General features: G+C 70.9%; 15 protein-coding genes and 1 pseudogene. 10 read left to right on the forward strand and 6 right to left on the reverse strand.

Features of this window, described 5'->3' with window-relative positions; all coding sequences use genetic code 11:
- The first annotated feature begins 143 nt into the window (after positions 1–143).
- The 9 genes and pseudogenes from AB3K78_RS07755 to AB3K78_RS07795 all read left to right on the forward strand — a co-directional run bounded on the left by AB3K78_RS07755 (position 144) and on the right by AB3K78_RS07795 (position 8,252).
- On the forward strand, positions 144–698 hold the full coding sequence (locus tag AB3K78_RS07755; RefSeq protein ID WP_416447170.1) for a copper chaperone PCu(A)C: 555 nt from the start codon (positions 144–146) through the stop codon (positions 696–698).
- Positions 685–1,098, forward strand: coding sequence for a Dyp-type peroxidase domain-containing protein (locus AB3K78_RS07760; RefSeq protein WP_416447171.1), 414 nt, complete (start codon positions 685–687; stop codon positions 1,096–1,098). Before AB3K78_RS07755 ends, AB3K78_RS07760 begins: the two co-directional genes overlap by 14 nt.
- A gap of 2 nt (positions 1,099–1,100) precedes the next feature.
- Complete coding sequence (locus AB3K78_RS07765; RefSeq protein ID WP_416447172.1) at positions 1,101–1,928, forward strand: Dyp-type peroxidase; 828 nt, start codon at positions 1,101–1,103, stop codon at positions 1,926–1,928.
- A gap of 168 nt (positions 1,929–2,096) precedes the next feature.
- Positions 2,097–3,215 carry a PLP-dependent cysteine synthase family protein gene (locus tag AB3K78_RS07770; RefSeq protein ID WP_416447173.1) on the forward strand — a complete coding sequence of 373 codons (1,119 nt, stop codon included), beginning with the start codon at positions 2,097–2,099 and terminating at the stop codon, positions 3,213–3,215.
- Between the two features lie 41 nt (positions 3,216–3,256).
- Positions 3,257–4,564: pseudogene (locus tag AB3K78_RS07775) on the forward strand (NtaA/DmoA family FMN-dependent monooxygenase); the annotation flags it as partial.
- Between the two features lie 220 nt (positions 4,565–4,784).
- A complete protein-coding gene (locus tag AB3K78_RS07780) occupies positions 4,785–5,558 on the forward strand; it encodes an alpha/beta hydrolase (protein ID WP_416447174.1) in 774 nt (257 codons plus the stop codon).
- A 58-nt stretch (positions 5,559–5,616) separates the two neighbouring features.
- Positions 5,617–6,657, forward strand: coding sequence for an ABC transporter substrate-binding protein (locus tag AB3K78_RS07785; protein WP_416447175.1), 1,041 nt, complete (start codon positions 5,617–5,619; stop codon positions 6,655–6,657).
- Positions 6,658–6,807: 150 nt separating this feature from the next.
- Positions 6,808–7,527 carry an ABC transporter permease gene (locus AB3K78_RS07790; RefSeq protein WP_416447176.1) on the forward strand — a complete coding sequence of 240 codons (720 nt, stop codon included), beginning with the start codon at positions 6,808–6,810 and terminating at the stop codon, positions 7,525–7,527.
- Positions 7,524–8,252, forward strand: coding sequence for an ABC transporter ATP-binding protein (locus AB3K78_RS07795; protein ID WP_416447177.1), 729 nt, complete (start codon positions 7,524–7,526; stop codon positions 8,250–8,252). Before AB3K78_RS07790 ends, AB3K78_RS07795 begins: the two co-directional genes overlap by 4 nt.
- Positions 8,253–8,315: 63 nt before the next feature.
- On the opposite strand, the gene AB3K78_RS07800 is transcribed toward AB3K78_RS07795, so the two are convergent.
- The 4 genes from AB3K78_RS07800 to infC form a co-directional block, all read right to left on the reverse strand.
- Entirely contained in the window at positions 8,316–9,158 is an 843-nt protein-coding gene (locus tag AB3K78_RS07800; protein WP_416447323.1) for a TrmH family RNA methyltransferase, read from the reverse strand.
- 230 nt (positions 9,159–9,388) lie between these two features.
- Complete coding sequence (rplT, locus tag AB3K78_RS07805) at positions 9,389–9,772, reverse strand: 50S ribosomal protein L20 (RefSeq protein ID WP_046455885.1); 384 nt, start codon at positions 9,770–9,772, stop codon at positions 9,389–9,391.
- Positions 9,773–9,814: 42 nt separating this feature from the next.
- On the reverse strand, positions 9,815–10,009 hold the full coding sequence (rpmI, locus tag AB3K78_RS07810) for a 50S ribosomal protein L35 (RefSeq protein WP_024356294.1): 195 nt from the start codon (positions 10,007–10,009) through the stop codon (positions 9,815–9,817).
- A 91-nt stretch (positions 10,010–10,100) separates the two neighbouring features.
- On the reverse strand, positions 10,101–10,706 hold the full coding sequence (gene infC / locus AB3K78_RS07815) for a translation initiation factor IF-3 (RefSeq protein WP_416447324.1): 606 nt from the start codon (positions 10,704–10,706) through the stop codon (positions 10,101–10,103).
- 259 nt (positions 10,707–10,965) lie between these two features.
- On the opposite strand from infC, the gene AB3K78_RS07820 reads away from it, so the two are divergent.
- Positions 10,966–11,361 carry a DUF1844 domain-containing protein gene (locus AB3K78_RS07820; protein WP_416447178.1) on the forward strand — a complete coding sequence of 132 codons (396 nt, stop codon included), beginning with the start codon at positions 10,966–10,968 and terminating at the stop codon, positions 11,359–11,361.
- A 78-nt stretch (positions 11,362–11,439) separates the two neighbouring features.
- On the opposite strand, the gene AB3K78_RS07825 is transcribed toward AB3K78_RS07820, so the two are convergent.
- The gene (locus AB3K78_RS07825; RefSeq protein ID WP_416447179.1) at positions 11,440–12,507 is read right to left on the reverse strand and encodes an aldo/keto reductase; all 1,068 of its coding nucleotides are present in this window, start codon (positions 12,505–12,507) and stop codon (positions 11,440–11,442) included.
- Between the two features lie 25 nt (positions 12,508–12,532).
- Positions 12,533–12,970, reverse strand: a complete 438-nt coding sequence (locus AB3K78_RS07830) for an Lrp/AsnC family transcriptional regulator (protein ID WP_416447180.1) — start codon at positions 12,968–12,970, stop codon at positions 12,533–12,535.
- Between the last annotated feature and the right edge of the window lie 69 nt (positions 12,971–13,039).

A 13,039-nucleotide genomic window follows, 5' to 3' on the forward strand; every position in this document is an offset into this window, starting at 1 on the left:
CCGTGCCCGCCCGCGGCGGCGCCCGGCGCGCCCGCGCGCCGGAGCATCGCTCCGCGGCGGCTCGGCCGCACCGACGGTTCGGCCCCGCCCGCGGCACGGCATCCGGCGCATGCGCGCCGACACACATCATTTGGAGTACACCCATGTCCGTTTCCACCGTTTCCCCGATCCGTCGCGCCGCCACCGGCGCCGCCGTCACAGCGGCTGCACTCGCGCTCGGCCTCGGCCTCACCTCCTGCTCCTCGACGCAGGCCTCCGAGAAGCCCTCTGCGACCGCCGAGCAGCAGCAGGCTCCGGTCGAGCTGGCGGACGCCTGGGTCAAGGCGACCGACGGCGACATGAGCGCCGTGTTCGGCACGCTCAAGAACTCGGGCTCGTCCGACATCACGCTCGAGTCGGCCTCGACGCCGATCGCCGGCATGGTCGAGCTGCACGAGACGATCGTCGAGAACGGCACCGCCACCATGCGCAAGAAGGAGGGCGGGGTCACGATCCCGGCCGGCAAGACCGCCGCGCTGGAGCCCGGCAGCACGCACATCATGCTCATGGACCTGAAGCAGCCAGTGAAGGCCGGCGACGAGGTCCCCGTCACCCTGAAGTTCTCGGACGGCAGCACGCTCGAGGTGCCGGTGCTCGGCAAGGCGTTCAGCGGCGCGAACGAGAACTACGACGGCGGCGCCGAGCATGCCGGGCACTGAGCCCGCGACGGTCGAGACGGCGGCGCCGAGCGCTTCCTCGACGCGCTCGGTCAGCCGGCGAGGGCTCTTCGGGGCCCTCGCCGGGGCCGCCGGCGGCGCAGCCGTCACGGCTGCCGGGTTCGCGATCGCGGGCGGCGTCGGCCGCTCCGACGCGGAATCCACCGTCGAGAGGCTCCACGGCTCGGACCGCATCCCCTGCCACGGCGCGCACCAGGCCGGGATCACGACGGCGCACACGGCGCACGTGAGCTATCTCGCGCTCGATCTGCTGCCCGGCGCGGATCACGACGGGATCCTGCGCATGCTCCGTCTGCTGAGCGGGGACATCGAGGCGCTCACCGCAGGCACCGCTCCCTGGCGGACGTCGAGCCGGAGCTCGCCGAACTGCCCGCCCGGCTGACGGTGACCGTGGGCTTCGGCCGGGAACTGGTGCGACGGGTCGATCCCGCAGCGGTGCCGACCTGGCTGGGACCGCTGCCGAAGTTCTCGAGGGACCGGCTCGAGGAGGCGTACAGCGGCGGCGACCTGCTGCTCGCGATCGCCGCCGACGATCCCGTGACGATCGCGCACGCGGCGAGGTTCCTCGTGAAGGACGTGCGCCCGTTCGCGAAGCCGCGCTGGCGGCAGGACGGTTTCGCCCGGGCACGCGGCACCGAGTCCGACGGACGGACGATGCGCAACCTGATGGGCCAGGTCGACGGAACGGTGAATCCGAAGCCCGGGGCGTCCGATTTCGCGGGGCTCGTCTGGCACGGCTCGGATGCCGGGTGGTTGGAGAACGGCAGCGCACTGGTGCTGCGTCGGATCCGGATGGAGCTCGACACCTGGGATCGGGTCGATCGGGTCGGCCGCGAGTTCGCGATGGGTCGGACCCTGCGCGAGGGCGCCCCGCTCACGGGGAAACGAGAGCACGACGAGCCGGACTTCGCTGCGCGCGACGCGCTCGGCTTCACCGTGATCTCGAAGGACGCGCACATCGCCCGCGCGCACTCGACCGATCCGAGCGAGCGCATCTACCGCCGCGCGGTGAACTACGACGACGGTCTCGAGCAGGGCCTGCTCTTCGCCTGCTATCAGCGGGACCCGCTGGCGCAGTTCGTTCCGATTCAGAAGCGCCTCGACGAGGCGGATCTGATGAACGAGTGGGTCACCCACATCGGTTCGGCGGTGTTCGCGATCCCGCCGGGCTGGCGTGCCGGTGGGCGGCTGGGCGAGACGCTCGTCGCATAGGTGCCGGTGGCGGGCGGTGCGACCGCCCGCCACCGGCGGAGCCGCGCCGATCCACTCATCGCGACTCATAACGTTACATTACTTCACACATCACACTTGCTGCTGATTCTGGCATAGCTTGTGCGGAAGAACCCGACCGTTCCGGTCCTCTCTCGCACAAGGAACCCCATGCCGCACTCCGCCCAGGCCCTCCCCGCAGCCTTCCCCGATCCGCGTCGCAGCCGCACGTACGACAGCGTGCTCGAGCTCATCGGCAACACCCCGCTCGTGCGGCTCAACCGGCTCACCGACGGGCTGCCCGCCACCGTCTACGTGAAGCTCGACGGCTTCAACCTCGGCGGATCCTCGAAGGACCGCATCGGCCTCAACATCGTGCGCGAGGCCATCGCCGGCGGCGAGCTCCGTCCCGGCGGTCGGATCACCGACACGGGCGCCGGCAACACCGCGATCGGGATCGCGCTCGCGGGCAACGCGACCGGACACCCGTCGAGTTCCGTCCCGCTGCCCACGCTCTCCCCCGAGAAGGCGCGCCTGCTCGAGTTCCTCGGCGTCGAGCTGCTGCCCGGCCGCCCCGACGTCCCCCGCGAGGATCCCGAGAACTGGGCCAACGTCGCGCAGCGCCGCGCCGAGGCCGAGTCGGACGGCTGGTGGTCGCACCAGGAGTCGAACGGCGACAACCCCGCCGCCCACATCGCCTCGACGGGCCCCGAGATCTGGCATCAGACCGGCGGGCACGTCACGCACTTCCTCGCGCAGATCGCCACGGGCGGCACGGTCAGCGGCACGGGCTCCTACCTGCACGAGCAGAACCCCGAGATCACGGTCGTCGCCACCGATTTCCACGGGTCGATGCACTCCCAGAGCAACCTGTACCGCGTCGCGGCGGGCGAACCGGGGGCCGAGCACCTCGAACGCGACTGGCCCGAGAACATCGACCTCGACGTGATCGACCGCATCGAGCGCCGCGAGCGCGAGGCGGCCATCGCACTCGGCTGGCGGGCGGCGCGCGAGGAGGGGCTTCTCATCGGGCTCTCCTCGGCGCTCTCGCTCGGCATTGCCCTCGAGCTGGCCGCCGAGGCGGACGAGGACGACGTCTTCGTGGTGTTCTCCGCCGACAGCGCACGCGACTACGTCTCCCGCGAGTACAACCTGGCCTGGCTGCGCGAGAACGATTACCCCGAACTGGCCGAGCGGCTCGCCCGCGGCGACTACTCCGCGCCGACGCACGGATCCACCGATCCCGACACCGTGCTCGTGGCCCGCGCCGACGACCGCGTCCTCGCCTGAACCCGACCCGCCGGCTCGTTCCGACCCCTGACAGGATTCTCATGCCCCAGCACCCCCGCGCCGACCGCGATCACCTGATCCTCGCGCTCAGCTACTGGCCCACCGGCGCCACCAACAGCGGCTGGCGATCGCACTCGTCATCGCTCGACGGCATCTTCGATCCCGGCCTGCTCGCCGAGACCGCCCGCACCGCCGAGCGCGGCGTCTTCGACTACTTCTTCTGGGGCAACACGGAGGACAGCTCGAACGCGAACCCCGGCGGCGTGATCCGCAACGCGTTCCAGTTCAACGGCTTCGCCGCCGCGTCCTATCTTGCGGCGGTCACCTCGCGGATCGGCCTCATCGCGAGCGTCAACACGACCTACAGCGACCCGTACCTCACCGCCCAGCTCGCGAGCAACGTGGATCACCTCTCGCGCGGGCGCTTCGGCGTCAACTTCGTCGCCGGCGCACCGGGCGGGGCCGCCCACCGCAACTTCGGCCACGGCGAGCGCCCCGATCACGCCTCCGCGTACGGGCGGGCGAACGAGTTCCTGGAGATCTTCACCCGGCTGCAGGACTCCTGGTCGGACGACTGGTTCGTGGGCGACAAGGAGGGCGGGCGGCTCTTCGCCCCGGAGGCCGCCGAACCGATCGACTTCGTCGGACAGCATTTCCAGGTCGCGGGCCCGTTGAACGCTCCGCGATCGCCGCAGGGGCGCGTGCCGATCCTGCACGCCGGCACCTCCGAGGAGTCCTTCGCGCTGGGCGCCCGCTACGCCGACGTCCGGTTCAGCCCCTACGCCTCGATCGAGTGGAACCGCGCCTATGCGCAGCGGAATCGCGAGCTCGCGGTCGCCGCGGGACGCTCGGCCGAGGACTACGCCTTCGTGGTCGGAGCCAACATCTACGTCGGCGAGACCCGCGCCCGCGCCCGGGATCTGTTCAACGAGGTGCAGCGGAACCTGGTCGAGCGGTTCTCGCCCGTCGTCGTCGGGCGGCACCTCGGCCTCGACCTCGGGGACGTCCGCCCGAGCGAACGGGTCATCGACGTCGTGGATCCGACCGCCCTTCCGGTGGACGGCACGGGCCGTGCCCTACTCGACGAGTTCGCCGGCATCGTCGGCGACTACGACTTCACCTTCGACGACCTCTTCCGCTTCACCGCGAACAAGAAGAACTTCCCGGTGGTCGTGGGCGATCCGCGCGAGGTCGCCGACTGGATCGAGGCCGGGTACGTCTCGGGCGCCTTCGACGGGGTGAAGGTGTTCCCGCCGTTCATGCGCACCGCGTTCACCGATTTCGTCGACTTCGTCGTGCCCGAGCTCCAGCGCCGCGGCGTCGCCCGCACCTCGTACACGACCGAGACGCTGCGGGAGCACTTCGGCCTCGCCCGGCCCGGAGTGCTGCGCCGCTCCCCGAGTCGAGCGCCCGACCGTCCGTCGCCGCGGCCGAGCTGCAGGGGGTCAACGCGTGAGCGGCGGCTTCACGGCACTCCGCGACGTCGAGTACCGGCCCGCCGCGGACGGGTTGCGCCCCGCCGCCTTCGATCTGTTCGTCCCCGAGCAGCGTGCGCTTCCCGGGGCGTTCGTGTTCCTGCACGGGGGCGGATGGCGCTTCGGAGACAAGGCCGCGAGCGAGCGGATCCCGGTGGCGCTCGCCCGAGCCGGCGTCGCGGTGGTCAACGCCAACTACGCGCTCACGACCGAGCGTCCCTATCCGCAGAACGTCGACGACGTGCTCGCGCTCATCGCGCACCTCGAAGCGCACGCCGATGAGCTCGGCATCGACAGCGCCGCACCGATCCTGGGCATCGGCGGCGCGTCCGCCGGCGGGCACCTCGCGTCGCTCGCGGTCACGAAGGGGCTGGCCGAGGACCGCCTCGCCACTCGTCCGGCAGCGGTCGTGTCCTGGTACGCGCCGCTGGATCCGGCATCGCGGTTCCTCGCGCACCGCTATCCGCCGACCCAGCGGCCCGGCGGGTTCTGGGACCGCGGCGGTGCCGAGCCGCCCAGCCCCCGAGACCCCTTCGTGCCGTTCATCGGCACCGAGGACTTCGGCGCGGTCACGCTCGACGAGGCGCTCGACGGCGATCCGCGTCGGCATCTCGCACGGCTCGATCCGAGCGATCTTCCGCCGTTCCTGCTGCTCACCGGCTCCGACGACTCCGCCGAGATCCGGTACGCGCAGCGCACCTGGCACGGCGCGCTGCGCTCGGTCGGCGCCGAATCGACGCTGATCGAGATCGCCGACGCCGACCACGAGGACCCGCAGTTCTCGGCCCCCGCGCCCATCGGAGCGGTGGTCGGTCACCTGCGGGACGCCCTCGCCACCACCCCGGTCCCGGCCCTCTCCGGGCTCTGACTTCTCTCCCGCCCCACCCAGCCACGCACGCGGCACGCTCGAAAGGACCCCGCTGCACATGAAGACCACATCACGAACCCTGCTCCGCGCCGGAGCCGCCGCACTGATCATCGCGACGACCGCGATGCTCGCGGCATGCTCCTCCTCGGCGTCGGCGCTCGAGAGCGGCGCGAAGTCCGACGGCGGATCGACGTCGAAGGGTTCGAGTGAGAGCTACACCCTGCGGGTCACCGACCCGGGCAACAGCGGCTGGCTCGCCGTCGCGAAGCACGACGGCACTCTGGAGCAGGCGCTGGGGCCGCTCGGCGCGACCGTCGACTGGGTCCCCGCGAAGGGCGCGGTCTCGGCGAACCTCCCCCTGTTCAGCACCGGAGAGCTGCAGGTCAGCGAGGGCGCGTTCACGCCCGTCGTCGGCGCGGCGGCCAAGGAAGCGCCCATCCGCATCGGCGCCGTGCTCGACACCGAGACCGCGGGCGACGACTCCGGGATCATCGCGACGAAGGCGAGCGGTGCGCGAGCGGTCGCCGATCTCCGGGGCAAGACGGTCGCCGTGAACCCGGCGGGCAAGGGCGAATACATCGTGCTCCAGGCGCTCGCCCAGGCCGGGATCGCGCCGTCCGAGGTGACGCTCAAGTACCTGCAGCCGGCGGACGCCCTCGCCGCGTTCGCCTCGGGCAAGGTCGACGCGATCTCGACGTTCGGCGACTTCTTCCGGCAGGCGAAGGCAACCGGCACCATCATCGCGACCGAGCACGACATCGACTCGCAGGATCGCGAGATCATCCTCTTCACCACCGACCTGCTGAAGGAGCGGCCCGACATCGCGAAGGCCGTCGTGCAGGCCGCGACGCCCCTCGTCGCCGATCGCGCGAAGCACCCCGAGCGCTTCGTCAACGTCTTCGAGACGACCGGCCCGCGCGCGCTGACCGGCGACGCGCTCGCCTGGCAGCTCGAGGTCGACCGCTCGCGTCCGGCGGCCCTGCGCCTGCCGACCGCTCAGGATCGCACCCGCGTGCAGTCCATCGCCGACCTCTTCGCAAAGAACGGCGTGATCCCGAAGGGCGTGCAGGCGAATGGCCTCATCGCGGACCTGGGCTGAGGCACCGGTGTCGGGGGCGATCCATGGATCGGCCCCGACACCGGTCCGCCCGATCGAAGCGCCGATCGCGCTCCGATCCCCGACTACCCGCGCGAGCGGGTCGCACACCGCGGCGCCGTCCTGCTGCGCCGCATCGCACTGCCCGGATCCGTGCTCCTCGCCTGGTGGATCGTCTCGGCTCTCGAACTCGTCCCCGCGGCGGTGCTGCCGAAGATCCCCGACGTGCTGGCCGCCGGCTGGGATCTGCTCGCCAGCGGGCAGCTCGCGGTCTCGCTCGGGGCCTCGCTGACCCGCGTGCTGATCGGCGTCGTGCTCGGCGCCGGTCTCGGGCTCGCCCTCGGGCTCGTCGCCGGGCTCTCGAAGGCGGGCGAGGACCTCGTCGACGGATCCCTGCAGGTGGTGCGGGCGATCCCCTTCCTCGCGGTGATCCCGCTGTTCATCGCCTGGTTCGGCATCGACGAGCAGTTCAAGGTGCTCGTGATCGCCTTCGCGACGATCGCACCCATGTACGCCTACGTCTACCTGGCCGTCCGCGGTATCGATCGGCGGCTCGTCGAGGCGGCCCGCGGCTACGGCCTCGGCGGGGCCGGACTCATCCGCGAGGTCGTGCTGCCGCTCGCGCTGCCGGGGATCCTGATGGCGCTGCGCATCAGCCTGAGCATCAGCATCGGCGCGCTCATCGCCGCCGAGAACGTCGGCACCCGGGTCGGGCTCGGGTATCTCGTCTCGCTCGCGCAGCAGGTCAACCGGGTCGACTATCTCTTCCTCTGCGTCGTGGTCTACGCACTGCTCGGGCTGCTGTTCGATGCGGTCGTGCGGCTGCTCGAGCGGGTCCTCCTGCCCTGGCGAGCGGGGGTGGCGCTGCGATGAGCGTCGATACCGCGCCCACCCGAGCCGACGAGGACCTCCGGGTCCGGGTCCGCGGCGCCTCCCTGTCCTTCGGCGAGCGCACCGTGCTCGACGGCATCGACCTCGACGTGCGCAGCGGCGAGTTCGTCGTGCTGCTCGGACCCAGCGGCACCGGCAAGACCTCGCTGCTGCGCGTGCTGGCCGGCCTGCAGCGGCCCGATGCCGGTGACGTCCTGGTCCCCGAGCGGAGCACGTTCGTCTACCAGGAGCCGAGACTGATCCCGTCGAAGCGGGTCCTCGCGAACGTCGCGATCGGGCTGCCCCGGACGGAGGCGACACGCGCCGCGGCCGCGCACGCGCTGGAGGAGGTCGGCCTGGCCGGACGGGAGCGCAGCTGGCCCGCGACGCTCTCGGGCGGCGAGGCGCAACGCGTCGCGCTCGCCCGCGCGCTCGTGCGCGAACCGCAGCTCCTCCTCCTCGACGAGCCGTTCGCGGCGCTCGACGCGATCAAGCGGATCGAGATGCAGACGCTCGTGGCGGAGCTCGTGGATCGGCACGGCCCGGCCGTCGTGCTCGTCACCCACGACATCGACGAGGCGATCCGCCTCGCCGACCGGATCCTCGTGCTCAACGCGGGCGGGATCGCCTATCAGCACGTGCCCGACAGCGCGCGTCCGCGAGACCCCGCCGACGCCTCGCTCGTTCCGCTGCGGCAGCGACTGCTCGAGGAACTGCATATCCGGTAGCGATCGACGCGGTGGCGCGGTCCGGGTTCGCCCGGGCCCGCTGCCGTCTCCGTCGCCGTCCGCTCAGGCCCGCTGCGCGAACGCCGTCGTGTACAGGCAGACCGATGCCGCGGTCGCGAGGTTCAGCGATTCGGCGGCACCGTAGATGGGGAGACGGCGGGCGGCGTCGGCGAGCTCCCGCTCGTCCTCGGTGAGCCCGCGGGCCTCGTTCCCGAACACCCAGGCGACGGGTCCGGCCAGGGCGGGATCCCCCGGGGCGAGTTCCGCGCCGTTCACATCGGCGGCGAGCACGGCCAGGCCGGCGGCCCGAGCCGCGCCGATCGCGGTGCCGAGATCCGACGCGGTCACGACGGGGAGGTGGAACAGCGAGCCCGTGGTCGAACGCACGACCTTCGGGTGGAAGGGGTCGATGCTCGCCCCCGCGAACACGACCGCGTCGGCACCCGCCGCGTCCGCGGCGCGCAGCACCGTTCCCGCGTTGCCGGGATCCCGCACCTCGTGCATGATCGCCACGAGCCGCGCGCCGCTCAGCGCCTCCGCGAGCGCGTTCGCCTGCTGCTCGGCGTCGGACGCCTCCCAGCTCCGCGCGACCGCGATCACGCCCTGCGGCGTGACGGTCTCGGCCATCGCCGCGAGCACCGGCGCGGTCACGCGCACGAGCGGGAGTTCGCGCCCGTCCCGCCGCGCGCTCGCCTCGGCGTCGTCGACCAGGCGATCCACCTCGGTGAGGCGCTGGTCCCCGTCCAGCGAGACGTAGACCGTCTCGGCGAGCTCGGGTCGGTGCACGAGCAGCTCGCGCACGGCCTGCAGGCCTTCGACCAGGAATCGGCCCTGCTCCTGCCGGATCTTCTTGCGGGAGAGCGCTGCGGCGGCACGCACGCGCCCGGCCTTCGGGTTGTCGAGGATCTCGTTCACCAGTCCAGGCTAGTCCCCTGCCCGGCTCCCGCTGCGGCTTCTTCGCCGGCTCCCGCCGCGGCTTCGGTTGCGGCGATTGGCGAGGCGAACGGCGGACCCGCCCGCCGTTCGCCGCAACCGAACTCCGGCGTGCGCGTGCTCGCGAGCTCCGCCCGTGTGCACGCCGCCGGAAACGCGAAAACCCCGCCGCGGTGCGACGGGGTTTTCGGAAAGCGAGATGCTTATGCGGCCTTGGGCGCGTTGACGTCCTCGGGGAGAGCGTTCTTCGCGACCTCGACGAGCGCGGCGAAGGCAGCGGGCTCGTTGGTAGCCAGCTCGGAGAGCATGCGACGGTCGACCTCGACGCCGGCCAGAGCGAGGCCCTGGATGAAGCGGTTGTAGGTCAGGCCGTTGGCGCGGGCGCCAGCGTTGATGCGCTGGATCCACAGGCGACGGAAGTCGCCCTTCTTCTTGCGACGGTCGTTGTACGAGTAGACGAGCGAGTGAGTGACCTGCTCCTTGGCCTTGCGGTACAGGCGCGAACGCTGTCCGCGGTAGCCCTCGGCACGCTCGAGGATGACGCGACGCTTCTTGTGGGCGTTGACGGCCCGCTTGACTCTAGCCATTTCAGTTCTTCCTTACGAAAAGTCTCGGGTGGAGGCGGCCGATTAGTGGCCGAGGAGCTTCATCGCCTGCTTGGCGTCGCCCTTGGCGAGCACCTGCTCGGCGTTCAGACGGCGCTTGCGCTTCGAGGACTTGACCTCGAGGTTGTGGCGCATGCCGGCCTGCTGCTTCATCAGCTTGCCGGAACCGGTGAGCTTGAAGCGCTTCTTGGCCCCCGAGTGGGTCTTCTGCTTGGGCATCTCGATTTCTCCTTGTTGTGTGCGCGCCGCCCGAGGGCGGCTGCGTCGTGAGCGGCGCGGCCCGCTCGGCGGGCGGCCGCAGATCTGTGGATTACGCGTCCGCGGAATCCGCTCCGTCGACCTTCTCGGCACGACGGGTGGCCTTCTCCTCGGCACGGCGAGCGTTCTGCTCTGCCTTCGCCTCGGACTTGTTCTTCAGCGGAGCGATGACCATCACCATGTTGCGGCCGTCGATACGCGGGTTGCTCTCGACGGTGCCGAACTCGGCGATCTCCTCGGCGAAGCGCTGCAGCAGACGGACGCCCATCTCGGGGCGGGACTGCTCACGGCCGCGGAAGAGGATCATGGCCTTCACCTTGTCGCCCTGCGACAGGAAGCCGATGGCACGCTTCGTCTTGGTCTCGTAGTCGTGCTTGTCGATCTTCAGGCGGAAGCGGACCTCCTTGAGGACCGTGTTGGCCTGATTGCGTCGCGCTTCCTTGGCCTTCTGCGCGGCCTCGTACTTGAACTTGCCGTAGTCCATGATCTTGGCCACGGGCGGCTTCGAGTTCGGGGCCACCTCGACGAGATCGAGATCGGCGTCAGCCGCGAGACGCAGCGCGGTTTCAATCGGCACCACGCCGACCTGCTCGCCACTGGGACCAACCAGTCGCACCTCGGGGACGCGGATTCGCTCATTCGTACGGGGATCGCTGATCGCCGGCTCCTCTGTTCAGGGAATTCGTTCGCTTCGCCGGAGGCTTCCGGTGAAGCAAATCGGAGGCAGAGGATCGGGCACGCACACGCGTTCCCACACCCTTTTCAGCTGCTGCGACTCGTGTCGCAGCGGGGTGTCAACTACCCGGTAACCTTGTTGAGCGGTGCCGGGTGGGAGGATATCCACTTCCGAAGCCTCGGCGGAGTGCCGAGAACCTTCAACAGCCTAGCACACGAACGCAGCACAGAGACAGGACAGCATGAGCGACACGCAGGCCACCCCCGATCACACCCACGCCGATGCAGCGAGCGCAGAGGCGGATTTCGCCGATCAGGCAGTTCGCGACATCGCCGACGTCGCCGCGGTCGAGGTGATCACCACCGCCGCCGTGCACCTGCTGAGCGCCGCCGCCGTCAAGGTCGGACTCGCCGACGAGCCGAACGCGGAGGAGATGGTCGACCTGGACGAGGCCCGCAAGCTCATCAACGCGCTCGCCGGTCTCATCACGGCCGCCGCCCCCGAGGTCAGCGACATGCACGCGCGCAGCCTGCGCGACGGGCTGCGTTCGGTCCAGCTGGCGTTCCGCGAAGCCTCCTCGATCCCGGACGCCCCGGGCGCCGGCCCCGGCGAGAAGTACACCGGCCCCGTCATCTGACGCGCAGCCGAAGCACCGAGTGGGCCCGGGATCGAACCTCGATCCCGGGCCCACTCGCGCGTTCACACCTCGGCGAGCTCACCAGGAGCCGAACAGGGGCACCTCGCCACCCCGGCGCGCGTCGCGCCACAGGTCGACGGCCCCCTCGGGGGTGGCACCGTCGAGCAGGGCTTCGATCTCGGCGAGCTCGGCGGCGTCGAAGTCCAGGTTCTCGAGCGCGCGCCAGTTCTCGTCGAGCTGCTCGACCCCGCTCGCGCCCACGACGAGGCTCGTCACCCGCGGATCGCGCAGCGCCCACGCCAGCGCGAGTTGCGCGAGGGACTGCCCGCGGCGCTCGGCGACGGCGGCGAGACCGCGCAGGCGCTCGCGCAGCGCGTCGGTCAGCAGTTCGGTATCGAGCGACCCGGCTCCGGCCCCTCGCGATCCCGCGGGGATCTCGCCGAGGTACTTGCCCGTGAGCAGCCCCTGCGCGAGCGCGGTGAAGCCGATCACGCCGAAGCCGAGGTCCTCGGCCGCGTCGAGCAGCCCCTCCGTCTCGATCCAGCGGTTGAGCATGCTGTACGACGGCTGGTGGATGATGATCGGCGTCCCGAGCTCGCGCATGAGCCCGGCGAGCTCGCGCGCGGCTTCCGCCGAGTAGGAGGACATGCCGACGTAGTGGGCGCGCCCCGACCGCACGATGTGGTCGAGCGCCGCCGCGGTCTCCTCCAGCGGAGTGCGCGGATCGGGCCGGTGCGTGTAGAACAGGTCCACCCGGTCGGTGCCGAGGCGTTCGAGCGAGCGATCGAGGCTCGTCACGAGGTGCTTGCGGCTGGCTCCCGCACCGTGGTGCCCCGGCCACATGTCCCACCCGGCCTTGGTCGAGATGACGACCTCGTCGCGGTGCGCGGCGAGGTCCCCGCCCAGGATCCTCCCGAAGTTCCGCTCGGCCGAGCCGTAGGGCGGACCGTAGTTGTTGGCGAGGTCGAAGTGGAAGATACCCCGGTCGAATGCACCGAGCACGAGCTCGCGCTGCCCCGCGTGGGGCCGGTCGTCGCCGAAGTTCTGCCAGAGGCCGAGCGACAGCAGCGGCAGATGGAGGCCGCTGCGGCCGACGCGGCGCACGGGGGTTCGGTCGTATCGGGAGTTCGCATCCGGAAGGCTCATGCCCCGATGCTAACCCGTGGCCGGATCACTCCCCCTTGAGGTTCTTCATCGCGAAGTGCGAACTCACCTTGCCGACGCCGGGCACCGACATGATCCGCTGCGTGAGGAACGCCTCGTACGCCACGAGGTCCGCCGCTTGGACGCGCAGGAAGTAGTCCGGCGTGCCGAAGAGCCGTTTGAACTCCGCCACCTCGGGGTGGGCGGCGACCTCACGCTCGAAGGCGCTGACGATCCCGGCTTCCTGCGTGGCGAGGTCGACGTGCAGGATCACCTCGAACGCGCGGCCGATGGCCTCGGGTTCCACCACGGCTCGGTATCCGCGGATCACCCCGCTCTGCTCGAGACGCTGCACCCGGCGCAGACAGGGGCCGGGCGTGAGGCCGATCCGGGCGGCGAGCTCGACGTTGCTCAGCCGACCGTCCCGTTCGAGTTCCGCGATGATTGCGCGATCCAGGGCATCCATGCAACTATCTTGCCCGAACGAATGCACTGGCGTCCGGATCGGCACGCACATTGCGCGGCCAATGCGACA

The organism is Leucobacter sp. HNU (assembly GCF_047946755.1).
Taxonomy (GTDB): domain Bacteria; phylum Actinomycetota; class Actinomycetes; order Actinomycetales; family Microbacteriaceae; genus Leucobacter.